The 24,868-nt window shown below is 61.4% G+C and carries 20 protein-coding genes; 5 read left to right on the top strand and 15 right to left on the bottom strand.

The window, feature by feature from the left end:
* Positions 1 to 38: 38 nt before the first annotated feature.
* Positions 39 to 746, top strand: coding sequence for a DUF2147 domain-containing protein (locus AB8A50_RS11740; RefSeq protein WP_439077749.1), 708 nt, complete (start codon positions 39 to 41; stop codon positions 744 to 746).
* Here AB8A50_RS11740 and AB8A50_RS11745 read toward each other — a convergent pair.
* On the bottom strand, positions 736 to 3,324 hold the full coding sequence (locus AB8A50_RS11745) for an MMPL family transporter (RefSeq protein WP_439077750.1): 2,589 nt from the start codon (positions 3,322 to 3,324) through the stop codon (positions 736 to 738). The two genes, AB8A50_RS11740 and AB8A50_RS11745, sit on opposite strands and share 11 nt — an antisense overlap.
* A gap of 384 nt (positions 3,325 to 3,708) precedes the next feature.
* Here AB8A50_RS11745 and ispH point away from each other — a divergent pair, with 384 nt between their 5' ends.
* Both ispH and hpnH read left to right on the top strand, forming a co-directional pair.
* Entirely contained in the window at positions 3,709 to 4,662 is a 954-nt protein-coding gene (ispH, locus tag AB8A50_RS11750) for a 4-hydroxy-3-methylbut-2-enyl diphosphate reductase (protein WP_439077751.1), read from the top strand.
* 42 nt (positions 4,663 to 4,704) lie between these two features.
* Positions 4,705 to 5,874 carry an adenosyl-hopene transferase HpnH gene (hpnH, locus tag AB8A50_RS11755; RefSeq protein ID WP_439077752.1) on the top strand — a complete coding sequence of 390 codons (1,170 nt, stop codon included), beginning with the start codon at positions 4,705 to 4,707 and terminating at the stop codon, positions 5,872 to 5,874.
* Positions 5,875 to 5,978: 104 nt separating this feature from the next.
* Here hpnH and AB8A50_RS11760 read toward each other — a convergent pair whose 3' ends face one another.
* From AB8A50_RS11760 to AB8A50_RS11785, 6 genes are all read right to left on the bottom strand, one after another.
* Entirely contained in the window at positions 5,979 to 6,713 is a 735-nt protein-coding gene (locus tag AB8A50_RS11760) for a phosphorylase (protein WP_120292863.1), read from the bottom strand.
* Positions 6,710 to 8,683 (bottom strand): squalene--hopene cyclase, encoded by a 1,974-nt coding sequence (gene shc, locus AB8A50_RS11765; protein ID WP_439077753.1) that lies wholly within the window; start codon positions 8,681 to 8,683, stop codon positions 6,710 to 6,712. The genes AB8A50_RS11760 and shc overlap by 4 nt, the downstream gene beginning before the upstream one ends.
* A gap of 42 nt (positions 8,684 to 8,725) precedes the next feature.
* A complete protein-coding gene (hpnE, locus tag AB8A50_RS11770) occupies positions 8,726 to 9,976 on the bottom strand; it encodes a hydroxysqualene dehydroxylase HpnE (RefSeq protein ID WP_439077754.1) in 1,251 nt (416 codons plus the stop codon).
* Positions 9,976 to 10,830 carry a presqualene diphosphate synthase HpnD gene (gene hpnD, locus AB8A50_RS11775; protein ID WP_439066587.1) on the bottom strand — a complete coding sequence of 285 codons (855 nt, stop codon included), beginning with the start codon at positions 10,828 to 10,830 and terminating at the stop codon, positions 9,976 to 9,978. The genes hpnE and hpnD overlap by 1 nt, the downstream gene beginning before the upstream one ends.
* Positions 10,827 to 11,708 carry a squalene synthase HpnC gene (gene hpnC / locus AB8A50_RS11780; RefSeq protein ID WP_439077755.1) on the bottom strand — a complete coding sequence of 294 codons (882 nt, stop codon included), beginning with the start codon at positions 11,706 to 11,708 and terminating at the stop codon, positions 10,827 to 10,829. Before hpnC ends, hpnD begins: the two co-directional genes overlap by 4 nt.
* Before the next feature lie 231 nt (positions 11,709 to 11,939).
* A complete protein-coding gene (locus AB8A50_RS11785) occupies positions 11,940 to 12,182 on the bottom strand; it encodes a cysteine rich repeat-containing protein (protein WP_068735855.1) in 243 nt (80 codons plus the stop codon).
* 439 nt (positions 12,183 to 12,621) lie between these two features.
* Here AB8A50_RS11785 and AB8A50_RS11790 point away from each other — a divergent pair, with 439 nt between their 5' ends.
* The gene (locus AB8A50_RS11790) at positions 12,622 to 13,122 is read left to right on the top strand and encodes a hypothetical protein (RefSeq protein ID WP_068735853.1); all 501 of its coding nucleotides are present in this window, start codon (positions 12,622 to 12,624) and stop codon (positions 13,120 to 13,122) included.
* Positions 13,123 to 13,173: 51 nt separating this feature from the next.
* Here the strand turns inward: AB8A50_RS11790 and AB8A50_RS11795 are convergent, their stop codons facing one another.
* The 4 genes from AB8A50_RS11795 to AB8A50_RS11810 are packed head-to-tail and all read right to left on the bottom strand — an operon-like array spanning position 13,174 to position 17,218.
* Positions 13,174 to 14,682, bottom strand: coding sequence for an amidohydrolase family protein (locus AB8A50_RS11795; protein WP_439077756.1), 1,509 nt, complete (start codon positions 14,680 to 14,682; stop codon positions 13,174 to 13,176).
* 10 nt (positions 14,683 to 14,692) lie between these two features.
* Complete coding sequence (locus AB8A50_RS11800) at positions 14,693 to 15,484, bottom strand: ABC transporter permease (protein ID WP_093757285.1); 792 nt, start codon at positions 15,482 to 15,484, stop codon at positions 14,693 to 14,695.
* Positions 15,474 to 16,241, bottom strand: coding sequence for an ABC transporter ATP-binding protein (locus AB8A50_RS11805; protein WP_439077757.1), 768 nt, complete (start codon positions 16,239 to 16,241; stop codon positions 15,474 to 15,476). The genes AB8A50_RS11800 and AB8A50_RS11805 overlap by 11 nt, the downstream gene beginning before the upstream one ends.
* Positions 16,238 to 17,218 (bottom strand): ABC transporter substrate-binding protein, encoded by a 981-nt coding sequence (locus tag AB8A50_RS11810; RefSeq protein WP_439072398.1) that lies wholly within the window; start codon positions 17,216 to 17,218, stop codon positions 16,238 to 16,240. Before AB8A50_RS11810 ends, AB8A50_RS11805 begins: the two co-directional genes overlap by 4 nt.
* 139 nt (positions 17,219 to 17,357) lie before the next feature.
* On the opposite strand from AB8A50_RS11810, the gene AB8A50_RS11815 reads away from it, so the two are divergent.
* The gene (locus AB8A50_RS11815; RefSeq protein ID WP_439077758.1) at positions 17,358 to 18,257 is read left to right on the top strand and encodes a LysR family transcriptional regulator; all 900 of its coding nucleotides are present in this window, start codon (positions 17,358 to 17,360) and stop codon (positions 18,255 to 18,257) included.
* A gap of 23 nt (positions 18,258 to 18,280) precedes the next feature.
* Here AB8A50_RS11815 and AB8A50_RS11820 read toward each other — a convergent pair whose 3' ends face one another.
* From AB8A50_RS11820 to AB8A50_RS11835, 4 genes are all read right to left on the bottom strand, one after another.
* A complete protein-coding gene (locus AB8A50_RS11820) occupies positions 18,281 to 20,620 on the bottom strand; it encodes an efflux RND transporter permease subunit (RefSeq protein WP_244628587.1) in 2,340 nt (779 codons plus the stop codon).
* A gap of 247 nt (positions 20,621 to 20,867) precedes the next feature.
* A complete protein-coding gene (eutC, locus tag AB8A50_RS11825) occupies positions 20,868 to 21,653 on the bottom strand; it encodes an ethanolamine ammonia-lyase subunit EutC (RefSeq protein ID WP_439077759.1) in 786 nt (261 codons plus the stop codon).
* A gap of 16 nt (positions 21,654 to 21,669) precedes the next feature.
* Positions 21,670 to 23,253, bottom strand: coding sequence for a B12-binding domain-containing radical SAM protein (locus AB8A50_RS11830; protein WP_089265078.1), 1,584 nt, complete (start codon positions 23,251 to 23,253; stop codon positions 21,670 to 21,672).
* A gap of 225 nt (positions 23,254 to 23,478) precedes the next feature.
* Positions 23,479 to 24,861, bottom strand: coding sequence for an ethanolamine ammonia-lyase subunit EutB (locus tag AB8A50_RS11835; RefSeq protein WP_439077760.1), 1,383 nt, complete (start codon positions 24,859 to 24,861; stop codon positions 23,479 to 23,481).
* Positions 24,862 to 24,868 lie beyond the last annotated feature (7 nt).

Below are 24,868 nucleotides of genomic sequence, written 5' to 3' on the forward strand. Positions count from 1 at the left end.
ACTTCGCCGAGAACCGCTACTTAAGCATAGGTCTAAACATGTTGCAGCGCCCACGCATTACTACGCGTACTCTTACATATTGCGGAATCCTTTTTTCGGCAGGCTTGTTTTCGGCAGGGCTGGCTCCCGCATTTGCAGCTGATCCGACCGGCGATTGGAAGGTCGAGGACGGCGTCGCGCATATTCGTGTTGCTGAATGCGGTGGCAGCATGTGGGGGGCCGTAGCCTGGGAAAAGACCCCCGGCGGGATCGACAAGAACAATCCCGATGCCACCAAGAAGGCGCGCCCCACTCTGGGCATCGCGACATTGCTGGACATGAAAAAGAATGCCGCAAACGACAAATGGGCGGGTCAGGTCTACAATGCCAAGGACGGAAAATTCTATAAATCGACGATCAAGCTCGGTGATACTGCTGACGAACTTGAAATCGAAGGATGCGTCCTTGGTTTCCTGTGCGGCGGTCAAACCTGGACGCGCGTAGGCCCGTCGATTCCATCGAGCCCCTCGAACCTCACCGCCAAGGGCGCCCTGCCCAAGGCAGGCGCCGCCACCGGCGGCAAGATGGCCCCAGCGGCTACTCCGACAGTTGCTACTGCACCCAAGGCTGCACCGGCTCCCGCTGCCGGCGCCCCCAAGGCCGCCGCTCCTGCCGGTCAGAAAACCGCTGCAGCGCCGGTGCCGGGACAGCCGGCCGATATCGGCGATATCTGCCTGCTGCCCGAAATCAACAAGGTCACTCACTAGTCTCGCGCGGCTTACCCATAAGAGCCGGCTGGAATAGCAGCACGGCCGCCAGCGTCACGACAAAGGACATCGCGAGCAGTTTACCCATGCTCGCGGTGCCCGGATGGTTCGACAGCCACAGGCTGCCGAACGCCGTGGCAGTCGTCAGCGCGCTGAAGAAAATCGCGCGTGTCAGCGATGACTGCAGCAAGTTCTTGTAGCCTGCCCGCCAGGCCGTCACATAGTAGATCTTGAACGCCACGCCGACTCCGAGCAGTAGCGGCAGCGCGATGATGTTGGCGAAGTTCAGCGGCAAGCCGATCAACACACAGATCTCCAGCGTAACCGTTCCCGCCACTAGCAAGGGAACGATCGTCAGCAGCACGTCGCTGATGCGCCGCAAAGCCAGCCACAGCAACAACGAGATCGAAAGCAGCGCCCAGATGCCCGCATGAATGAAGGCGGTGACAATGGTGTCGCCCGACTTCAGGATCGAGATCGGACCACCGACGGCGAGCGGCTCGGACTTCAGCACGGCATCGGCGAACTTGCGCAACGTGTCGTTATCGTTCGGATCGCCGTTGGGCTGCGCCTCGACGCGGATCTGGCCATCCTTGGTCTTCCACGAATTCACCAATTCGGCTGGCAAGGTCTGCAAACTGATCGGGCTCGCCTGCATCAGATTACGCAACTGCCCCAAAGCGAGCTTGAGCGGCACCACAAAGGTCGCCTGCACCTGATCGCGCACAGGCTGGCTGGCATCAGCGGTCTTGGCCAATGCATCCGCCAGACGCTTCGCGGCGACAGCGCCAGGGCTGGTCTGCGTTCCCGCAAGTTTGCGCAGGCTCGCCGCCGAGTCCTTCAGAGAGGTGACATTTTCCGCATCGGTTGGCGCCTTGTCGATCGACTCAGGGTTCAAAGCCGGCTCGAGAATCTTCGCACCCTCCTGGATCGCCTTCAGCTTGGCGGGCTGATCCTCAGGCACGAAGCTGCCGAGCGAAATCGTACGAGCAACTTCCGGGACCTTCGAGAGACGTTCTTCGACCTGTTTCGCAGCGGCCTCGTTCGGCGCCATGATGTTGACGGCATTGGCGCCGGTGTTCGGATCCTTGCGCAGATCGAGGAAGGTCGCGATCGACTCGACATTCGGATTGCGCAGGTTGATCGGATTGAAGTCGAACTTCAGGAAGTAGAGCAACGGCAGACCGGCGATCGTGAGCGCCAGTGTGATGCCGATAATCCAGAAGCGCTTCTCTTCCAGGAAACGGTCGACAGGTGCCAGGAACGCATAACCGACGGGCTCCTTTTCGCCCGCGGGATTCAAGAGGTCGAGCAATGCCGGCAGAACGGTGATGCTGGTCAGGAACGCGATCATCATGCCGGCGCCGGCGATCTTGCCGAGTTCGGACACGCCTTTGTAATCGGTCGGCAGGAACGACAGAAAGCCGGCAGCCGTTGCGAAAGCGGCGAGCGACAGCGGCACGGCGCAATATTCGGCCGCCTTCGTCAAAGCGAGCGGCAGGTTGTCGTTCTTGTAACGCTCGGAGCGGTAACGCACGCTGAACTGGATGCCGAAATCGACACCCAAGCCGACGAACAACACGGCAAATGCAATCGACAGCAGGTTCAGCGAACCCACCATCATGAGACCGACGGCGGTCGTTGTGGCGAGGCCCACGAATAGCGTTGCGAACACGGCACCGATGATCTTGGCCGAGTGCAGCGCCATCCAGAGGATGACCAGCACGATCAAAACCGTACCGATCCCGTTGACGATGGCTCCATCCTGCACGGTGGAGAATTCCTCGTTTGCGATGGGGACCGGGCCGGTCAACCGCACGCGTGCGCCGTATTCGCCAGCGATGTTCAGGTCGATCGCAGCCTGCCGGATCGCATCTGTCGCGGTCTTGCCGGGCTCAAGCGCGTTGAAGTCGAGGATAGGCTTGATTTCGATGAAGCCACGCTTGTCGCCATCCGTCAGAGGCTTGTCGCTGACCAGCCCGCGCCATGAGAAGGTGCCCTTGCCGGTTTTCAGCACGTCCTCGATGGTTTGCGAAACGGCGTTGAAGGTCGGCGCTGCAGCGTCAAGCTGAAGCTGCCCACGGCGAATGCCGGTAAGGCCGGTCTCCAGCGCGCCGGTGAGACCGCGCAGACTGGGATCGCCGGCCATGATTTCAATCAGGGGAGCAGCTTGCTGGAACTGGCCCGTCAGTTGCGCAACTTCCTTGGTCGGCAGGAACAGCAAGCCGTTTTTCTCGAAGAACGCTCCGCCATCCAATCGGCGAACCGAGTCGAAATCCGTCTTGTTGGTGACCAGCTTCGCCTCCATCGCATTGGCTGCGGCATTGGCGAATTCAGGCGTGGGCGCCTCAACCACCGCGATAATCAGGCGCTCCTGGTCGAAGGCCTTGTCGAAGGCAATGTCGCGCTGACGCCAATCGAGATTGGGCGAGATCAGCTTGTTGATGTCTGTATTGATCGAGAAGTTCTTCGCCGTGTAATAGCTCGCGCCAATCGAAAGAAGCACACAAACGAGCACCACCGGCAGGGCAAACCGGGTGCAGAAGTTCACGACCGAGACGACAACTCTTGTCAGCACGCTTTTTCTTTCTATTTGGGCGAGGCACGCAAAGAATGCGGTTCACGAGGGAGGGTTCCGCAAACCATTACTTTCGCATTGGATGCGCTTTGCTTTCAGCAATGTGATGGGATGGCATAAAACGTGCTGATCACCGTAGCAACGGCCGTGTTAGCGACGCCTCGTCGCGCCGTAAAGTGACGAACAAGTGAGAGTTTTCAGGTTCTTGGGCGCAACCGCAAGATATTACCGCAACCCGGCCAGTTGTCGCAAACCACGTTTTCGGTTCGTGATTGCATACTGAGTGATTTTTGTCACACAGAACGGCTCACATATCCAGCTGGGCTGGATATGTGCCTGATTGTGGTACAGAATTAAGGATTATACCGGAATCGATTATGGACTATGTACCACGTGCTTGATCGTCGTCCCCTTGAAATCTTTCTGGCTCAGCCGCGCGGCTTCTGCGCGGGCGTCGTGCGTGCCATCGAGATCGTCGAGCGTGCTCTCGAGCGCTACGGCGCGCCGGTCTATGTCCGCCATGAGATCGTCCATAACAAATACGTGGTCGAAAGCCTGAAGGCCAAGGGCGCCATTTTCGTCGAGGAACTCTCCGAAGTACCTCCGAATGCCATGACCGTCTTCAGCGCCCATGGTGTCGCCAGAAGCGTCGAGGAAGAAGCGGCAACCCGTGGCCTGCCTGTTCTGGATGCAACTTGTCCGCTTGTCACCAAGGTCCACAACCAGGGCAAGCGGTACATGTCCAAGGGCCGTAAGGTCATCCTGATCGGCCACGCTGGCCATCCGGAGGTCGACGGTACCATGGGACAGGTGCCCGGCCCGATTTACCTTGTTCAGAGCGTTGAGGACGTCAAGGCACTGACGCTGCCACCGCAGGAACCGGTCGCCTATATCACCCAGACGACCCTTAGCGTGGATGACACCAAGGACATCATTTTGGCCCTGGAACAGCGTTTCAGTGACATTGAGGGCCCCGATACCCGCGATATCTGCTATGCAACACAAAACCGCCAATCTGCGGTAAGAGACCTCAGCAAACTTGTGGACGTCATCCTGGTCGTCGGGGCGACCAACAGTTCCAACTCGAACCGGTTGCGCGAAATCGGCACCGAAGTCGGTGTCGCAAGTTACCTCATTGCCGATGGCAGCGAACTCAACCCCGCTTGGTTGAAGGATGCGCGTGCCGTAGGCATCACGGCTGGCGCATCCGCGCCAGAAGTGCTTGTAGATGACGTGATCGAGACCTTACGGCGGATCGGACCGGTTGCGGTGTCGGTGTTGCCCGGACGTGAAGAGAATATCGAATTCAAGCTACCCGCCGAACTGACCGCGGTTTGATCCACCTTCGTCACGATGTGATGCGCAGAGAGAAAATTCGAAATGGCCATTCCGTTTTTTAAAGAAATGAAGATCGGCTCCTATCTGTTGAAGAAGAAGCTGACTGGCCAGAAGCGCTATCCGCTGGTGCTGATGCTGGAGCCACTTTTCCGCTGCAACCTGGCCTGTGTCGGCTGTGGCAAGATCGACTATCCGAACGCTATCCTCAACCGCCGCATGTCGGCGCAGGAATGCTGGGATGCCGCCGATGAGTGCGGCGCGCCGATGGTTGCGATCCCGGGCGGCGAGCCGCTGATCCACAAGGAAATCGGCGAGATCGTGCGCGGCCTGGTCGAGCGCAAGAAGTTCGTCTCGCTCTGCACCAACGCGCTGCTGCTGGAGAAGAAGCTAGACCTGTTCACGCCGTCGCCCTACCTGTTCTTCTCGGTGCATCTCGACGGTCTCAAGGATCATCACGACAAGGCCGTGTCGCAGGAAGGCGTGTTCGACCGCGCCGTCTCCGCGATCAAGGCCGCCAAGGCCAAGGGCTTCGCCGTCAACGTCAACGCGACCATCTTTGACGGCCACGCGGCCGAGGACATTGCCAAGTTCCTCGACTTCACCGTGGAGCTCGGCGTCGGCGTCTCGATGTCGCCCGGTTATGCCTATGAGCGCGCACCGGATCAGGAGCACTTCCTGAACCGCACCAAGACCAAAAAGCTGTTCCGCGACGTCTTTGCACTCGGCAAGGGCAAGAAGTGGAACATCATGCATTCCGGCCTATTCCTGGACTTCCTCGCCGGCAACCAGGAATACGAGTGCAAGCCGTGGGGCATGCCCGCACGCAACATCTTCGGCTGGCAGAAGCCCTGCTACCTGCTCGGTGAAGGCTACACCAAGACCTTCAAGGAATTGATGGACACCACCGATTGGGACACCTACGGCACCGGCAAGTACGAGAAGTGCGCCGACTGTATGGCCCATTGCGGCTACGAGCCGACCGCCGCGGACGAAGCCATCAGCAACCCGTTCAAGGCCATGTGGGTGACGATGCGCGGCGTGAAAACGTCGGGCCCGATGGCGCCGGAAATCGACCTTACCAAGCAGCGTCCGGCACAGTACGTGTTCTCGTCGGAAGTGCAGAAGCGCCTGTCGGACATCCGCAAGGAAGAAGCTGTCGCCGCTGCCGCAAAGGCCGAGGAAAAGGCCCAGAAGGCTTCGACCGCCGCCTGAGCGATTTCGAGCTGAATATAAAAAAGGGCGCGATGCAAATCGCGCCCTTTTTCTTTGAAAGATTGAATTCGCGAGACGCCCGGCAAACACCGCCAGAGCAGCGCTCAGACGTCCGCGGAAACGAGGTTGGTGTGACCCAGCAGATAGCTGCGGCAGTCGCGCAGGCTGCGTAGCGCGCGATTGAAGTCGCGCCCGGTCGAAACCAGCGCCCGAATCACCAGCGGATTGCGGGCGATGCCGCGCAGCACCTTGCGCAGATCGACATCACCATTGGGTTTGATCGCAGTGGTGGCGATTTCCGGCAGGGCGCGATGGGCGGGATCGCTGACGACGCGCAGTGCGGCGAACGGCAGTCCGGCCATGGCGGCAAATTCCGCGGCGATGTGGCTTTCCATATCGACGGCAGCGGCGCCGAATTCTGAGCGCAGCGCCGCCTTGCCGGCCTGCCCCGTCACGACCTTCTCGACACCAACCAGACCACCGCGAAACACTTTCTGGCGCCCGACGCCGGCACCGGCGATCAGTTCGTCGCTAAGGACCTCGGACGCTGACCAACGGCTGTTGCCGGCAACCACTTCCGTGGCCACAACGACAGCGCCTGATTTGAGATCGGGATCGAGGCCGCCGGCGACGCCAAAGCTGATGACGCCGCGGATGGTGGCGGGGTCGAAGTCAGCCAGCAGGCTGCGGAGCTGGACAGGGTCACTTGAACTGCAAATCACGGTCATTCCCGGCCCGGCAGCGATCTTCGCTTCCTGGACCAGCCCCGTGACGATCAATACCGGCCGCGGGTCGGTTGTATCGCCCGCGGTCGAAATGCCCCCATCGCCCAAAATCACATCCCAACCCCTACCGTCTTGCTGTTGGTGCTCTTCAAATTCCGGAACCGCGCCAACGCCCAGAGCGGGAAGAATTTCGAGTAGCCATGATAACGCAGATAAAACACGCGGGGGAAGCCGGTAGCCGTGTAACGGGCCTCGTCCCAGAGTCCTTTTTCCGTCTGTGTGTCCATCAGGTACCGCGTTCCACGGGCGACAGCCGGATTATCGACCTCGCCTGCCGCCATTAGGGCAAGCAAGGCCCATGCCGTTTGCGACGACGTGCTCGGGGCCGCCTCGAATCCCTTGTAATCGAGTCGGTAGCTGACCGCATCTTCGCCCCAGCCGCCGTCCTCGTTCTGGATCGACAGCAGCCAGGCCACCGCCTTGCGGAACGCTGGATCCTGGTGATCGATGCCAACAGCATTCAGCGCACACAGCACCGACCAGGTGCCGTAGATGTAGTTCAGGCCCCAGCGGCCATACCAGGAGCCCTCCGCGAGCTGGGTACGGCGCAGATATTCCACACCGTCTGCCAGCGGCTTCGAGGTCTCGACGGTGTCGCCAAGCTGCGCCAGCATCGAGACGCAGCGCGCGGTGACGTCCTCTGTCGGCGGATCGAGCAGTGCGCCATGGTCCGAGAACGGGATGTTGTTGAGGTAATATTCGAGGTTATCGACCTCGAACGCCGCGAAGCCGCCATCGCTGCTCTGCATGCCCAGGATCCACTCCCGGCCGCGATCGAGCGCAACGTCGTATTCCTTGCCGCCGGTCTGACGGCGCGCGCGGTCCATCGCCATCATCACCACGGCCGTGTCGTCGAGATCCGGGTAATACGCGTTGTTGTACTGGAACGCCCAGCCGCCCGGACGCAGATCCGGCCGCTTCACCGCCCAGTCGCCCTTCACGTCGAGCACCTGCTTCGTCGCCAGCCAGTCGAGACCTTCTTTCGCCGGACCGAACGCTTCATCGCCGCCGGTCTCCAGCATCGCATGCGCTGTCAGCGCGGTGTCCCACACTGGCGATACGCAAGGCTGGCAATAAGCTTCGACCTCACCGACAATCAGAAGCTTGTCGATACCGCGCCGCTGGATGGCGCGGGGCGGATAGTCGGCGGGGAAGCCGAGCACTTCATACATCATGACCATATTGGCCATCGGCGGATAGATCGCGCCGAGACCGTCTTCGCCGTTCAGGCGCTCCTCGCAAAACTCGACGGCTTTCGCGATCGAATGGGCGCGGAGTTTCTTTGGGAAATACGGTTCGGCGGCGCGGAGCAGAATGTCGATGCCGGTGAAGAAGGCGAACATCGCGCGACTCTGATGCGGCGCGCGTTTAATGCCTCCGACCTTGGACGGATCTTCCAGGAACAGCTCGTCGATGCCGACGCCCTTCTTGTTCTGCGCGCGCGGCTTCAGCGCTGCGAGCACCATGAGCGGCACGATCGTGGTGCGCGCCCAATAGGACATCTTGTTGAGGTGGAACGGAAACCACATCGGCAGCAACATGATCTCGACAGGCAGCACCGGAGTGGCGCGCCAGGAGAGAATGCCGAACATCGCCAGCAGGAAGCGCGTGAAGACGTTCACATTGGCCGCGCCGCCGCGCGAGCGGATCGCTTCGCGGGCGCGGACCATATGCGGCGCGTCGGTCGAATCGCCGATCATCTTCAGCGCAAAATACACTTTCACGCTGGCGCTCATATCGAAGTCGCCGTCCTGCACCAGCGCCCAGCCGCCATGCTTGCCCTGGGTGCGGCGAAGATAGTTGGCGATCTTGCCTTCAAGCTCGGCATCGACGGGCTCGCCGAGGTAGTGCCGCAACAACACGTATTCTGACGGGATCGTGCCGTCGGCTTCGAGCTCAAATACCCAATGGCCGTCAGGCTGCCGGAACTTCAGCAGGCCCTGCTTCGCCGAAGCGATGCTCGTCTCGAGCGCCGCGTTCTGAATTGTGATCTCTGGACTGACCGAATGCATCTCGCTCGCCATATCTCCGTACTCGTCGTGAATGATCGTCTGGCTGCGCAACAGTCAGCGCATCGCCAGAACGAGATCGGCCGCGCGGTCACCCGACCGCACCGATCCCTCAATAGTCGCCGGCAGACCGGTATCGGTCCAATCGCCCGCGAGAAAAAGATTCTTGAAATCGGTGCGCGTGCCCGGACGCAGGGCATCTTGGGCAGGCGTAGCCGCAAAAGTAGCACGGCGCTCGCGCACGATCTGCCACGCCGGCAGCGGCGCCTGGATATTCGAAATCTTGCAGATCTCGTCCCAGATCTGTTGCGCAAACTGTTCGCGCGGTGTGTTCACGAAACGGTCGCCATTGCTGATCGTGATCGACAGGCGATTGTGGAAAGCAAACAGCCATTCCACCACACCGCCGACAACGCCAATCAGCGGCGCGTGGCCTGCTGGCGGAACATAATTGAAATGCGCATTCACGATCGCGCGGAATTCGGTCGGCGTCTTCACACCAGGCAATAGCGACTTCGCGGCCCATGGCGGAACCGCCATCACGACGACATCGTCCGCGCTAAGCGTGATGACGTCTTCAGCGCCAAACTTCAGCTCGGTGACGCGATCACCACTCATGGTGTAACCGCGCAGCTCATGGCCAAAATGAACGCCGGCGCCCTTGGCGCGCAGCAATTCGATCGCAGGCTCGACCAGAACATCGCTAAGACCAGCGCGCGCGATCAGCGGGCGGCACGCCTGCCCGCCTGCCAGCAGCGTTTCGCGCACGATGGCGCCGGCCAGACCAGCCGAACCTTCCGGCGGATCGACATTGAGCGCGGCCAGCAACAGTGGCTGTACCAGACGATCGTAGAGGACGCCTTCACAGCGAATGGCATCGCCGACCAGGCGACTATTCGATGACCAGATCAGCGGCGACAGCGCGAGATAATCGGCGACTGATGTGTCCGGGACGCGGCGCGTCTTGTCGAACAGCCAAGTCGGGATCTTGCCGTCGCCGAGATCGAGCTGCCAGCGCTTGCCAGTCTTGGCATCGGCAAATGCAAATTGCGCCCGCTGCGGACCAACCAGCCCAGCTTCAGTGCCGATCGACTTTGCATAAGCGACGACATGGCTGTTGCCCGACAGAACCAGATGGTTGCCGTTATCGATCTGGAGCTGTGTCTGCGCGTCGAAATACGACCGGCAGCGGCCACCGGCCTGCTGCGTCGCCTCATGGACGTGGACCTTGAAGCCGGCATTGACGAGACGCACGGCGGCCGACAGGCCGGAAACGCCGGCACCTATGATATGAGCAGTCTTTTGCATCAGATAATCGCGTATCGCAGCAGGATCGCTATCTTGGAGGCCTTGCCGAGACGAACGGGGTCGCGCGGCAAAGCAAAGCCGCGCGCCACCAGCAATTCCAGGATGGCGTGATAATATTTCGACATGATCCGCGGCGCGCGCACCACGCGGCGCTTGTTACGCGCCATGATCTCGTCGGATTTTTCGAAATGCGCCTGCGCCCGCTTCACCAGCGGCACACAGACCTTCGGCAATGCCGGGCTGGCGCGCACCACGTCGGGATCGCTCGACGTGATGCCGGCGTGATAGAGCAGCTCACGCGGCAGATAGAGACGACCGATACCGGCGTCTTCGTCGATATCGCGCAGGATATTGGTGATCTGCAGCGCACGGCCGAGATGATGCGCAAGCAGAATGCCATCTTCGTCCGGCATGCCGAACACCTTCACCGACAGGCGGCCGACGGCACTGGCAACACGATCGCAATACAGATCGAGCGTTGCGTCATCGGGTGCACGGATATCCGCGGGGATATCCATCTCCATGCCGTCGATAACGGCGATGAAATCTTCCTTGCGCATCCCGAACTGCTTGATCGGCCCGACATAGTCGCGCACACGCGCCGGCGGATTACCTGCATAGAGCGCATCGATATCTGCGCGCCACTGCTGCATGTCAGCGAGCCTGACGTCGCGCGGACCATCGGAATCCGCGATATCGTCGACCTGACGGCAGAAGCTGTAGATCTGGAACATCGCATCGCGCTGGGCACGCGGCAGAATGCGCATCGCGGCATAGAACGAACTGCCGGCAGCAACGCCCTGAACCTCGCTCTGAGATTCGCTATTATTCACCTGGCTCGTCATCTGGTTCATGCGCCCGGCGTCGTCGAACGAGGCATTGGCGCGCTGGTGGTCGCGCGGCGCCACAGCCCGCCGGCAATGCCGGTCAGCGCGTAGCCAGCCATGCTGGCCTTAGAGAGGTGAACCTTCTCGCTGAGCGGATCGCGCACCTTCAGCATCTTCAGGATCTGCCAGGCAAAAGTCTCGATGACGGCGACATCGCAGCCAAGCCGGACGTCCGCGATATGAACCGTCAGCGTCTCGCTCTCATGCATCAAGGTTTCGGTCCTGGCGACCAATTCGCGAATACAGGCCAGCAGCGCCGGCGACGCCTTTGCCTGCTTGAGATCGTCCACCGAGGCGCCGTGCCGGTCCAGCGTGTCCTGCGGAATGTAGACCCGATCGAGATCGCGATAGTCGTTGCCGCAATCCTGCAGGTGATTGTTGATCTGCAACGCCGCGCAGAGCGCATCCGACGCCGGCCAGGTGGCTTTGCTTTCGCCGTGCACGTCGAGCATGAAACGTCCGACCGGCATCGCCGAGAACGAGCAATAATGAATGAGCTCATCCCAGTCGGCGTAGCGCAGCTTGGTCACGTCCATCCGGAAGGCTATCAGGACGTCGAGCGCATGACGCGGGGGCATCTCGCGCATCTGGAGCGCCTCGCGCAGGATCACCGCTTCGGCCTGGCCGTCACCCTGACCGAGCAGGTCGGCCTCCAGCTCGTCGAGCAGGGCCAGTTTTGCAGGCGCATCGAGCAGCGCGTGATCGGCAATGTCGTCTGCGGTCCGGACGAAATTATAGAAGGCAAGAATCAGCGCCCGGTGGCGCGGATGGATAATCCACGACGCGACAGGAAAATTCTCGTCACGATCGGTCTTGCCGGATCGCAGTTCGCTCGCAGGGGTCATCCAGAACTGGCTACGTTGGATTTGAACAGGGTGGCTCGGGGGCCGCCAAGGTCCGGTAATACCGGCAGGCGGGGTCGGCCGCGAGCCCCCATATAGGGCAAATTGGCCCGTGAGACCAATGCCAATATGCCACTTTCGGCCGCAGCCAGTGCCGGGCCGGATCACGTCTTGGCGGGCTCGCGGCGAGACCAAAACGGCGCCACGAGCCCGGAATCTCGCATTAGGGCGAGGTTATTGGCCGTGGCTGACCAGCACGTCGTTGCAGGCCTTGCTGATCTTGGGGCGGTTTTCCTTCAGGCAGGACAGAACAACGAGGTCGCCCTGATCCATGACGGCGCGGCAGAGCTTCTGCACATCGCGGGTGCAGGCCTTCTGCTCCGCGTCGGTGCCGCTGCGGGGCTGGTTTTGCTGGGCCAATGCGCCGGTCGAGGCAGATGCGGAAAGCACGGACAGTACCAGGAGAAATTTACGCATTGTCTTCCTTCAGTATGGTGACGAGATCACAGCCCGTGTGGTGCATAGCATAAACTGAAACATTCGCATCGCCGGGAAGGCTTTATCTTCAGGCACATCGGCGAATTCGCGGCGATGGATGCAATCAGGACACAGAACATTCCCGCCGCCACAGACACGAATAAATGCGGCGAAAACTTGCGCACATGGCCGCACCAGCTGCAGGGCCGGCCGATGCCACCCCCGCAGGACAAGATAAGGTTTTAGGACAATTGTTCAGACGCGCATGACCTCCACCCGTTCCGCTCCGGGAACCTTCGCGCTTGTGGGCGGTGACATGTTACTTTTACAATCGTCCAATTATGATCGCTCTATTGAACCTAAAGATGTGCAGCGACACTTAAGCTTCGATGAGGCGCGGCATAACTCGGTTACACAGCGCTATTTTGGGAAAACTTACATGACATTCCATTCTGCAAAGCGGTTCGGGCACGCCCTCAAGGCCGCTGGCGCTGGCGCGATCCTGCTGCTGTCGGTGTCCGCAGGCCATGCCCAGTCCGGACCGTTCGCCGGCTTCGACGGGGCCTGGAGCGGTACCGGAACGGTCTCCATGTCGGACGGCTCCTCGGAGCGGATTCGCTGCCGGGCGACCTACAAGGTGGATGGCGGCGGCAGCGCCCTGGCGCAGACGCTGCGCTGCGCCAGCGACAGCTACAAGTTCGACCTCTCCAGCAATGTCACCAGCCAGGGCAACAACGTGTCCGGCAGCTGGAGCGAAGCCAGCCGCAACGTCTACGGCAATCTGGTCGGCAAGGCGGGTGGCGGCCAGATCGACGTCTTCGTCGAGGCCGCGGGCTTTGCGGCCAACATCACGCTGACGACCCGCGGCAACAAGCAGTCGGTATCGATCAGCTCCAAGGGCGAAATTCGCGGCGTCTCGATCAATATGGTCAAGAGCTGAGACGTGACCCGTGCATCAGGTGCGAAGTCACAGGCTTCGCACCGCAGAAATTCATTCGACCTCGTCGCATAGATAGCGATTGATCTGGTAGGGACGCGCTGCCAGTCCCGGACAGAACGATGCCACCACAGGCTCCAGGCGCTCGAACAGACCACGCCATTCCGCATTGAGTATCTCGAGCCGACCTCGCGCGGCCTCCGCTTCCCGTGCCAGTCTGGCCATGTCCAGCGTCAGCAAGCGGCCGTCGCGAACCACAAAGCTGCCGCCGATCATCACGTGGCGCACCGAGGTCGCATCTTCGGTATGAACCAGTTGGTTGACGCTCCAGTTGTGCGGGATCCAGTTGATCGCCCCGAGATCCAGGAACACGATGTCGGCCTTGTAGCCCGGCGCCAATACGCCGGTATGCGACAGCCCGAGCGCCCGCGCCGAGCCGGCCGTGGCAGCATAATAAATCTCCTCGACCGCAGCCCATTTGCGTGGGTCGGGCCCTTGTACCTTGGAGGCCATCGATGCGTAGCGCATCGCCTCGTACATGTTTTGATTGTCGGAGCAGTTCGCACCGTCTGTCCCGATGCCGACATTGACGCCGAGGTCAAGCGCACGGCGCATCCTGAACAGGCCGTTGCCCAGCCGCATGTTGCTGCCAGCGTTATGCGCCAGCGAGGCGCCACGGTCGGCCATCAGCCGAAAATCATCATCATCGAGCCAGACCGCATGAGCCGCGGAGAATTGTTCGTTGATCAGGCCTAGTTCGTCGAGATGCGCAATCAGCGTCTTACCGTAACGTTCCTTGCCGACCACCGCCTGCACCTTGCTCTCGCCGACATGGCTCTGCAGGGGAATGCCATGGTCGCGTGCCAGCTTGGCGCAGCCGCACATGAAACTGTCGCTGCAATGGATCGGAATGGTCGGCGCCACCGCAGGTCGGATGTCATGTGAAGACCATTTCCAGCGTTCGAGAATCGATCCGATGGCCGAAATAGTCCGATCGCCCGGCCCCAGCCGTAGCCGATCGACCTGGTGCTGAAGATCTTCCGGAAGCGCATCGCGCAGTCCGGGAATGGCTTCGTAGAAACTGTGATCCGCGACCATCGGCGCGATGACGGCACGCATGCCGACTTCCGCATAGGTCTCAGCGACGGCATCCATGCCGTCGATGCTCGGTGCCGGATATTCGTAGTACAGATCATAGGCCGCGGTGCAGCCTTTCAGCACCATTTCGGCAGCGCAGATCTGGGTCGTGAGCTTCTTGTCCTGCAGCGAGCGGCTACCGCTGATCCACGGGGCGGCAGCCAGCAGCACCTCCAGCGTCCAGCGATCGCCCTGTCCGCGGCCGAGGCCACCATGGCCATGGGTATGGGCGTTGACGAGGCCGGCATGAACCAGCATGCCGGAGGCATCGACGATGTTCGCGCCGTCTGGCGCGGCAAGATCAAGCCCCATTTCCGCAATGATCCCGTCTTTGATCAGAATATCGCCCTTCACGCCGCGGCGGGACCCCGCGTCGGAGATCAAAGCGTCACGGATCAGTACATATCCCGGATAGTTCTTTGCCATTGCACCTGACCTAGTTGTTGTCGTTGGAGTTGCTGTCCAGATTGCTCGACCACGGCACGAGCAGGCGCTCGATGACCTCGACCAGTTGGAACAGCGCGATGCCCATGATGGCGAGAATCACCACCGCGCCGAACGCGACCGGTGTGCGGAAGAACGCCATCGAGGTCTGGATCAGATAGCCGAGGCCGGAATCCGCGCCGACGAATTCGGCCACCACGGCACCCACTACGCAAAGGGCAGCCGCGACGCGCAATCCGCCGAACACGAAAGGCAAAGCGTATGGCAGACGGATGCGCAGCAATTCCTGGACACGGGTCGCGCGGCACGAACGTCCGAGTTCGATCAGTTCGGGCGGCGCGGCCAAGAGTCCCGCGACAGAACTCACCACGAGCGGGAAGAACGCGACGAGGAAGGTAATGATCACCCTTGAAAACTCGTTGGCCCCGAGTGCCACCAGAAGAATCGGCGCCAGTGCCACCTTGGGCACCGACTGGGTGAGCACCAGCAGTGGATAGATTGCCGCCGACATCGTGCGCGAGCTTGCAATCAGCATGGCAAGCGGCAGGCTGATCGCAATGGAAGCCGCGAGCCCGAGCAGAACGGTCCGCAGCGTAGTCACCGTATGCATGGCGATGTTGGGCCAGACCGGTACTACCGCTGTCCAGATCGCGCTCGGCGACGGCAACAGGAACGGCCTGATGCCAAACCCTCGGCAGAGCAGTTCCCAGCCGAGCAGGAATGTCAGGGTCGACACGATGACCGGCAGGTTGCGGCGGCCCCAGTCTGCAGCATTAGTGAGCATGGGCCGCTCCGCCATAGATCCGGTCGCGGATCAGTTTCGAGCAGCGGTGGAATTCCGCGCTGGCTTCCTGGTCGAACGATCGCGGGCGAGGCAGATTGACCTCCACGATCTCCGCGACACGGCCCGGCCGCGGCGACATCACCACGACCCGATCCGCAAGCAGCACGGCTTCGGAAATCGAATGAGTCACGAACAGCACCGCCATCGGATTTGCCTGCCACAACGCGAGCAGGGACAGACTCATCTCCTCGCGCGTCAGAGCATCGAGTGCGCCGAATGGTTCATCCATGAGCAGGATGCGCGGCTGTTGCACAAGGCCGCGGCAGATCGCGACGCGTTGCTGCATGCCACCAGAGAGTTCACGCGGCATCCGATGCTCGAAGCCCGCGAGACCCGCCGAATGCAGCAGTGCGCGAGCGCGCTCGCGCGCTTCGGGCCCATCACCGCCAGACAGGCTCAATGGAAATGCAACGTTGCGCTCCACATTCATCCACGGCAGCAGGGTCGGCGATTGGAACACCATCGCCGTGCCTTTCGTCGCCCCTGTCACCAGTTTGCCGTCGAGCGTGAGATGCCCGATATCGGGCAGCACCAATCCGGCCACCATGCGCAGCAACGTCGACTTGCCGCAGCCGGAGGCACCGACGATGGCAACGAACTCCCCCGGCCCTATGGAGATCGTGACGTCGTCCAGCGCCTGCACATGGCCGCCGCGGCGGGTCTTGAAGGTCTTGCCGACCCGGGCAAGCGAGATCACGGGACGAAACTGTCGTCGATGGCCTGGGCCGGATTCCACGACGCATCGAGTTTGAGGCTCTCGGCCACGGCCTTCCACGTATCTGCCAGGCGATCTTTTGCGAAGTGCCCCTGCCCTGTTGCACGCTGGTGATCGTTGAAGATGAAGCCCATGGTGGCCTTCTGCGACGCTTCGCATTCGTCCTGCAGGACTTCCGGATTTTTCTGCACATGGAGCTTGCAGGTCTCGACCGGATTGTCGCGCGCCCACGCGTAACTCTTCACAGCGGCACCGACGAAACGCCTCACGAGATCCGGATTGGTCTTGATCGTCTCATCGGTGGCGATCAACGATGACGCATAGATCGCAAAGCCCGCCGAGACGAAGGGCAGCGCGACGATTTCCTCGCCGGCCTGCGTGGCTGCCTTGTTCTGATAGTATTGATGGATGGAGTAGAATGGCGCCGCATCGACGCGCTTGGCAATCAACATCGCCGCCATTGCCGATGCGTCCGTCGTGACCCAGGTTACGCTCTCCGGGTCGATTCCGACCCGGCGTGCGACTTCCGGAAAATAGATCCGGTGACTGTTGCCCGGGCTCACGGCGATTTTCTTGCCGGCAAGATCCTTGAAGCCCTTGATTGCTGACGATTTCAGAATGAACAGCGAGTGCGGCGAATAGGTATAGACCGCCACAATCGATTTGACCGGTACTGACTGTTGCGCGCGTCCCGCGAGCACCGCGCCGACGTCGGCAACGCCGAATTTGGCCGCGCCTGCCGCCACCTTGTTCACCGTGTCGCCCGATCCATAACCCCTGACGATGGTGAGATCGATACCAGCGTCCTTGAAAAATCCGCGCTGCTGGCCCGCAAAATACGCCGCGTGCTCCCCTGTCGGGATCCAGTCGAGCTGCAATATGGCCTTGTCCTCGGCGTATGCGCCTTGCGACAGGCCTGCGGCCAATACAACCGCCAGCAGTAAACGCTTCATGCTCATGAACAACCTCGTGAATGTTGCAGTCCGGCTGCCGCCGTTCTCCTCCATTCCCAAGCAACACTGATGCCGAGATACCGGCTGGCATTGTCCAAAAATGAAAGTATGATTTTCAATTATAGACAGTGGCGGGGCAGCAAAGATGGCCGCGTTTACATGGGACGACCTGCGCGTGGTGCTGGCCATTGAGTCCAGCGGCACGGCGCTTGGCGCTGCCAAGCAGCTGGATGTCAGCCACAGCACGGTCCTGCGCCGGCTGGCAACGCTCGAGCTCGCGCTGGACACCAAACTGTTCCGGCGCAGTGAGGGCCGCCTGATTGTGAGCCCGCCCGCGGCCGCGCTGATCGCGAAGGCACGATCAATTGCGGAAGCCCTCGACGCGCTTCCGCAACTGATCGATGGCCCTCATTCAGAGCTGGAAGGGATCGTTCGCGTTGCCGCGCCCCACGCATTGATCTGTCACGCGCTGACCGATGCCTTCGCCGATTTCCGCAACACGCACCCTTCGATCCGGATCGCACTATGCGCCGACATGCAGTTCGACGAATTCCGGCGCGGCCACGCCGACGTCGCACTGCGGATCAGTCTTGCGGTTCCCAACGAACTCGGAATCCGCCGGCTCTGCGACTACCGCTTTGCCCTTTACGCCCGTGATGATCTGGCACTCCGCCTGCGTGAGGGTGCCACGTTGGCGGAGATGCCTTTTATCCTTCTCTCCGACGCAAGCCGCGAGATGCCGGAGCGGAAGTGGATGGTCAGTCTCGCCAAGGGGCGCGCGCCGGCGGTGGAAGCGAGCTCGACCGTTTCGCTGCGCGCGGCGGTGGCCTCTGGCCTGGGCGTCGGAGTGCTTCCCTGCTACGTGGGCGATGCCCTGCCTGGCGTCACGCGTATCGAGATGGGTCCTGCGGCGCCCCGCGAGGGCATCTACCTGATCACCCATCCGACCCAGAGCAAGCTGGCCAGGTCGCGTGCGGTTGCCGACTTCCTGGTCAAGTTCATAGCGCGCAATCGCGACATGTTTTCCGGCGTCAGACGTAGCTGAGCGGCGGATGCAGCGCCGGCTGACTACTTCTCTTGCTTCGCCAGAACCGAGCTGCCGGTGAGACGCTGCTGCAGATTGATCAGCCACATCGCGGTCGGGCGCAGGATGAACAGATCGGCGACCAGTGCCGCGACCATCGAGAAGGCGCTGAGCCAGCCGAACAGCCGCAGCGACGGCAGATCCGAGAATACCGTCACCACGAGTCCGCAGGCCAGCACCACCGTCGTCAGGATCAGCGCGGGACCAACGAGCACAGTCGCACGCTCGACGGCGATCGCGGGATCGGTGCCCGGTGTGTCTTCCAGACGCAAGCGGTTGAGGAAGTGGATCGTGGCGCTGAGGCCGAGACCGAAGGACACCGTGAGTGCCACCACACTGGCGAATTGCAGCCCCTCCCCGAGCAGCCACAACACAAAACCGGCCAGCACCACAGGGAAGATGCCCGGCAGGATACAGGCCAGCATCACCACCCACGAGCGGAACGCGAGGCCGATGAAGACGGCGACCAATCCGAATTCGATGGTCAGGCCGTGATTGAGCTTCTCGATCATCCCGGCGCTGTTACGCGCCGCGATCGCCGACAGGCCGGTCACCGCGATCTCATAGCCCGGGTGCTTGGTGCGAACGGCATTCAGCGCATTGTCGAGCTTGTCGACCACCGGCAGGATCTTGCTCGAATCGCTGTCGGGCACACGGCCAGACACCACCACCGCCGTCTGATCCGCCGAGATGAAGCGGCGCACCAGATGCTCAGGGATGACGCTGACATATTCCTTCAGCGTCGCGACATCCGACGAACCGGCCTTCTCCGCCAGCCAGCGCCGCAACGTCTCCAGCGACCAGACGTTACCCACGCCGGCCTGCTTCTCGACCATAGCGTGGACTTCGGCGATGGTTGCCAACGTGTCCGGCGAATAGAGATCCGCGCCCTTCGGAAACTCGATCAGCACGTCGATCGGATTGGCGCCGGTGAGCTTGGCGTCGAGCCGTCCGCTGGCGGCGACCGCCTGCTCCTTGTCCGGCACCTGATCGGCCAGCCGATAGCGCGGCTCGAGATTGGCGTAAACGATCCCGAGACCAACGACGACGACGAGCGAGATCAGGCTGAACAGGCCAGGACGGCCGACCATGCGCACCGCAATCCAGTAGCAGAAGGCGCGCAGCGCCTGCACGCCGGCATCGGCGGTCTGAAACTTGGCGGCGAAGATCTTCTCGTTGCGCACCAGCAGCACGCCGAACACCGGCACCAGCGACAGCACCGCAACCAGCGCGATGATGGTCGCCGTGAGACCGGCCTCGCCGAAGGCGCGGATCAGGTCCGAGTCGGAGAACTGCAACGCCAGGAACGAAATGCCGGCGGTGCCATGGGTGAGGACGCAGGCCGGACCCACGACACGAACGGCATTCGTAAATGCCGAATACTTGTCCTCGCCTGCGATCAACCGGTCACGCGCCGCGAAAGTGAGCTGCATCGAGTCCGCAAAACTGATCACCATGATCAGCGGCGTCATCACATTGAGGAACATGTTAAGGCTGAAGCCGGCCCAGCCGAGCGCGCCGAGCGACAACAGGATCGCCAGCAGCGGCGGAAACGCCGCGATGATCATGAACGAGATCTTGCGGAAGAAGATGATCGCAATGACGCAGCCGGCGAGAATACCGGCGATGTTATAGATCAGGCCGTCGCGCTCGACCGCATTGCGGATTTCGAGCTGCATCACCGGCACGCCCGACAATTCCTTGGTCAGACCGCTATTGGCCAGGTCCTCATTCATGGTCTTGCGGATATCGGCAACCACGGTGCTGAGCTTGCTGTTGCTGACCACGGCCGGGTCGAGCGACAGCACCACCAGCGCCAGAGTTCCATCGTCGGACAAAAGCTTGCCGCGGATCAGCTCGTTCTGCTTCACCGTCTCGATGAACTTGTCGTAGTCGGCGCCTTCAGGAAGATCGTTGGGAAACAGCGCTGCCGGCAACTTGCCGGGGGCCGGCGTCTGGCGCGCCGAGAAGATCGAGATCAGCCCGCGCACGCCATCGACCAATTGCAGGTCGGTGACGAGGTCGCGCATCTTTCCAAGATTGTCGCGCGCAAGCAGCGTCTTGCCTTCGAGCACCACGAGCACGTCGAATTCGGTGGACGGGAAGCGCTTCGTCACTTCCTCGTATTGCTTGTATTCCTTGCTGTCAGAACGAAATAGCTGGCTTAGCGAATCGTCGATCTTGATGCGCTGGATGCCAAAGATCGCACCGATCACCAGCGCGAGCAGGATCACGCAGGACAGGATCGGCGCCTTCACCGCGATCAGACCGATGCGCTCGAGCCCGAAGGCGATGCTGATCGGCCCCTTGCGCAATTTATTCATATCCGCGTCGTGGGGGGGAACCGTATCGTGCATACCCTGTCCAGTCCTGTCGTCAGCGGCGTCTGCCTAGCAAGCGTCGCGGGCAGTAGTAAGGCTGGAATCGGCGAGACCGAACAGCGCTAGCCCTTGAAAACATGCGGTAAATTTGCCGCGGGCAGATGTAGCAGGTCTGTATGACACATCGCAAGGCGGCGAGCGCGCCGAGGTTGCGTTTCAGGTCACAAAATGGAGCGCAGAGGCTGTTGTTTCATGCTGGTGCAACGAGCGGTGCTACCAGTTGCAGACCGCTTTCGTCTTTCAGAGCCACACCGGTCATACCGCGATTCAGCCCTTCGTGTGCCAGCCAGGCAATCTTGCTCGCTGCCTCCTCGAAGGACAAACCCGCCGCCTGGATGTTCGACACGCAGTTACGCGCAGCGTCCGTCAGACCCGGCTGTGGTGCGAAGGTCAGGTAGGCACCGAGACTCTGCGGCGCCGAGAGACCCGGACGTTCGCCGATCAGCATGATCGTCATCCGGGCTCTCAATAATGCACCGATCTCGTCGCCGAGCGCGACCCTGGCGCCGCCGGCAACCACGACAGCGCCGATCCCGCCCCCCGCCAATTTGGGCATTAAGGCACCCAGCAGGCCAAGCGCGTGCGCATTGACCGCAGCCGGAGACAGGCCGTCCGCAATCACGATCACCAGATCGCACGCGGCGCTGTCGCGCCCTTCAAGCAACTCCCGTGACTCGCGAGACAGTCGGCGGCCGAGATCAGGACGCTTGAGATAGTCGGCCCGATCCGCGACCTGGCTCGTCACCACCAGCGCGCTCGTCCCCAGCCCGGCCAGCGCAGCCGCAATGGCTTCAGCCTCGAAGGGCGCATGGACCGCGTCACGTGCGCGGGCATGGTCGAGCGTGAAATCAAGCAGGGCCCGCGTGGTCAGGCTAGCGCCGGCCCGGCCGAGCCCGACACGCGCCGGCGTCAACGCCCGCAGCTCCGCGAGGGAGCGCTGCGGCACCGGCGGCGTCACATCATTCCGATCTGTCATGACGCCAGCCTATCGCTCATTCGGCCGGAACGGCAGCGTCCTGCAGTTTCAGCGAATAATAGGACGCGTTGGTCTGACCACCGGACGCATCGCGGGCAAAGTTGATCAGGTGGTGCGCCACCATGATCCCGCTGATGAGATACTCGATCTCGCCGCGCGCCAGCCGACGGAGCGCAAATTTCCAGAACGCCCGCTTGTAATCGCCGAGCACACCGACCTTCCAGAAGATGTTGCGCAGCATGACCAAACCGAGACGAATGCTCTTCCAGGTCAGCATGGCGCCGATCGGCGGCTTGATCCGGTTGGGATAGGTGTGGCGGATCTGGTATTCGAAACGCTCGAGCAGTTTTTCTGGCACATAGGCACTGCCCATGGCGCGCCGCCAGCTTTTCACCACGTCCTCATACGGCAACAGGAAGTCGACGTTGGAATCGCGGCCCTCGTCCTCGTTCAGGCGGCCTTCCTTCTTCAACCTGTCCCACAGCGGCGTCTGCGGCAGCGCCTGCAGCAGGTTGATGGTCAGAAGCGGAATCTGTGACGTTTCCACGAACTCGAGCAAATGCTGGCCGGTCTCGGGCTTGTCGGTATCGAGGCCGAGGATGATGCCGGACACGACTTCCATGCCAAAGCTGTTCAGCGTCTCGATCGCCTCCATGATGGGGACCATCATGTTGTGATCCTTCTTCATCGCCTTGAGGGCGACGGGATCGGGCGTCTCGATGCCGCAGAAGATCGTGCCGAACCAGGCTTCGCGCATCAGCGAAAGGATTTCCGGCCGCTTGGCGATGTTCAGCGTCGCCTCGCAGGACAGGCGCAAGACAAAACCGGTCCTCTTCTGCCACTCGACGAGATGCGGCAGCAGATCGAGTGCGGCCTTGCGGTTGCCGATGAAGTTGTCATCGACGAAATAGACCGAGCCCATGATGCCGCATTCGAGCAGCTTGTCGAGTTCGGCGGTGATCTGCTCCGGCGATTTCAGGCGCGGATTGCGCCCGTAGAGGCCGGGAATATCGCAGAACTCGCACTGATACGGACAGCCCGAGGAATACTGGATGCTGCCGAGGAAGTAGCGCGGAATATCGGCCAGTTCATAGGCCGGAATCGGAAACCTGGTCATGTCCAGACGGTCGGTGGTCTTCAGCACGACCTGCTGGTCCGGGCGCGACGTATCCTTTTCCAGGATATCGATCAGTTGATCGGTGGCATCACCGAGTTCGCCAATATGGAGATAGTCGAAAGCCGGGTAGTAATCGGGGCATGACGAGACCGACGGCCCTCCGATCGCCACCGGAAGATCGTAGGAATGCGCGCGGTAGCAGATGTCGTTCATCTGCGTACGCTGGATGTGCATGCCTGACACCAGCACAACTTCGGCCCACAGGAAATCATTGGGCGTGGCGGCGCGGATGTTCTCGTCGATGAAACGGACTTCCCAGTTCTCGGGCATATAGGCGGCAATCAGCAGCAAGCCCTGGGGAGGCATGAAGGCCTGAACGCCGTCGGTCAGAGGATATGAATATTCAAACGTACCAAATGAAGACGTGTATCGCGGAAAGACGCACAGGATGCGCCGGACCGTCTGCCTGCCCTCAGCTCTCATCAAAATTCCTCTGTGAATGCATCAGCGGTCCCCATAAGCGCTGAACCTTCAATAACGTCGCCGAGATAAAACCGTTCCACTCCTGCCGAATACTTTGAGCGATCTAATCACGGCGTCCGAATCTGGGCCAGAATTTCTTCAAGATTGTGGCGGGCGGTGACAAGGTCGTGACCAGCTCCGCACAAGTGCGCACAAAGCGCCAAGCCTTATGACGGTTTATTGACGTCAGGCGATCAGACGCGCGGCCAGATCGGGCAGCAGGCCTTCCTGATCGCGGATGCGAAGGTCCGCTCCGGCGAGCCCGACCCGTTGCAGCCAGTCGTCGAACTCCGGTGCGCGTTTGAGCCCAAACAGGTCGCGGATATAGAGCGCATCGTGAAATGACGTCGACTGGTAGTTCAGCATCACATCGTCGGCGCCGGGGACGCCCATCACGAAAGTCACACCGGCCGCGGCCAGCAGCGTCAGCAGATTGTCCATGTCGTCCTGATCGGCTTCGGCATGGTTGGTGTAACAGACGTCGACGCCCAGCGGCAGGCCAAGCAGCTTGCCGCAGAAATGATCCTCCAGCCCGGCACGGATGATCTCCTTGCCGTCATAGAGATATTCGGGGCCGATGAAGCCGACGACGCTGTTCACCAGCAATGGGTCGAACGCCCGGGCCACGGCATAGGCCCGCGCTTCCAAAGTCTGCTGATCGACGCCGTGATGGGCGTTGGCCGACAGAGCCGAGCCCTGCCCGGTCTCGAAATACATGACGTTCTGGCCAAGCGTGCCACGTTTCAGCGAAAGCCCGGCGGCATGAGCTTCCTTCAGGATCGCCAGATCGATGCCAAAGCTCTTGTTGGCGGCCTCGGTCCCGGCGATCGACTGAAACACCAAATCGACCGGGGCACCCTGATTGATGAGATCAAGACTGGTCGTGACATGGGTGAGCACGCAACTCTGGGTCGGAATATCTAGCTTGGTGACGACATCGTCGAGCAGCCGCACCAGCCCGCCCAGCACCGCCGGATCGTCGCTCGCCGGATTGATGCCGATACAGGCATCGCCGGAGCCCAGCATCAGCCCGTCGAGAATGGATGCCGTGATGCCCCTGATATCGTCGAACGGGTGGTTCGGCTGCAACCGCACGCTCATGCGCCCGCGCAACCCGATCGTATTGCGAAAGCGCGTGATCACCTCGCACTTCCTGGCCACCAGGATCAGGTCCTGATTGCGCATCAGCTTCGAGACCGCGGCGGCCATCTCCGGCGTGATGCCGCGGGCAACGGTCTGAAGGACTTGCGGCGTGGCCGCGTCTGACAGCAGCCAGTCACGAAAGCCGCCGACGGTCAGCGACGAGATCGTGGAGAATGCGGCGGCATCATGCGTATCGACGATAAGACGCGTGACCTCGTCGTCCTCGTAGGGCACCACCATTTCCTGCAGGAATTGCCTGAGCGGTACGTCGGCGAGCGCCATCCGCGCCGCGATCATCTGCTCGGCGGTCTCGGCTGCAATCCCGGCCAACCTGTCGCCGGAGCGCGGCGGCGTTGCCTTGGCCATGAGGTCGCGCAGATCCGCGAAGACATGCGTATGGTCACCGATGGCGTGGCGATAGATCATGGCCGGA

The sequence above is a fragment of the Tardiphaga sp. 841_E9_N1_2 genome, from assembly GCF_051811065.1.
Lineage (GTDB): Bacteria > Pseudomonadota > Alphaproteobacteria > Rhizobiales > Xanthobacteraceae > Tardiphaga > Tardiphaga robiniae.

Coding starts and splice junctions, on each gene's coding strand:
- AB8A50_RS11835 (WP_439077760.1), bottom strand. CDS start 24,861: ATGATCTATCGCCACGCCATCGGTGACCATACGCATGTCTTCGCGGAT.
- AB8A50_RS11815 (WP_439077758.1), top strand. CDS start 17,358: ATGGCCGCGTTTACATGGGACGACCTGCGCGTGGTGCTGGCCATTGAG.
- AB8A50_RS11790 (WP_068735853.1), top strand. CDS start 12,622: ATGACATTCCATTCTGCAAAGCGGTTCGGGCACGCCCTCAAGGCCGCT.
- shc (WP_439077753.1), bottom strand. CDS start 8,683: ATGGCGAGCGAGATGCATTCGGTCAGTCCAGAGATCACAATTCAGAAC.
- hpnD (WP_439066587.1), bottom strand. CDS start 10,830: ATGAACCAGATGACGAGCCAGGTGAATAATAGCGAATCTCAGAGCGAG.
- AB8A50_RS11820 (WP_244628587.1), bottom strand. CDS start 20,620: ATGAATAAATTGCGCAAGGGGCCGATCAGCATCGCCTTCGGGCTCGAG.
- AB8A50_RS11795 (WP_439077756.1), bottom strand. CDS start 14,682: ATGGCAAAGAACTATCCGGGATATGTACTGATCCGTGACGCTTTGATC.
- AB8A50_RS11800 (WP_093757285.1), bottom strand. CDS start 15,484: ATGCTCACTAATGCTGCAGACTGGGGCCGCCGCAACCTGCCGGTCATC.
- hpnC (WP_439077755.1), bottom strand. CDS start 11,708: ATGACCCCTGCGAGCGAACTGCGATCCGGCAAGACCGATCGTGACGAG.
- AB8A50_RS11810 (WP_439072398.1), bottom strand. CDS start 17,218: ATGAGCATGAAGCGTTTACTGCTGGCGGTTGTATTGGCCGCAGGCCTG.
- hpnE (WP_439077754.1), bottom strand. CDS start 9,976: ATGCAAAAGACTGCTCATATCATAGGTGCCGGCGTTTCCGGCCTGTCG.
- AB8A50_RS11785 (WP_068735855.1), bottom strand. CDS start 12,182: ATGCGTAAATTTCTCCTGGTACTGTCCGTGCTTTCCGCATCTGCCTCG.
- eutC (WP_439077759.1), bottom strand. CDS start 21,653: ATGACAGATCGGAATGATGTGACGCCGCCGGTGCCGCAGCGCTCCCTC.
- AB8A50_RS11740 (WP_439077749.1), top strand. CDS start 39: ATGTTGCAGCGCCCACGCATTACTACGCGTACTCTTACATATTGCGGA.
- ispH (WP_439077751.1), top strand. CDS start 3,709: ATGTACCACGTGCTTGATCGTCGTCCCCTTGAAATCTTTCTGGCTCAG.
- hpnH (WP_439077752.1), top strand. CDS start 4,705: ATGGCCATTCCGTTTTTTAAAGAAATGAAGATCGGCTCCTATCTGTTG.
- AB8A50_RS11830 (WP_089265078.1), bottom strand. CDS start 23,253: ATGAGAGCTGAGGGCAGGCAGACGGTCCGGCGCATCCTGTGCGTCTTT.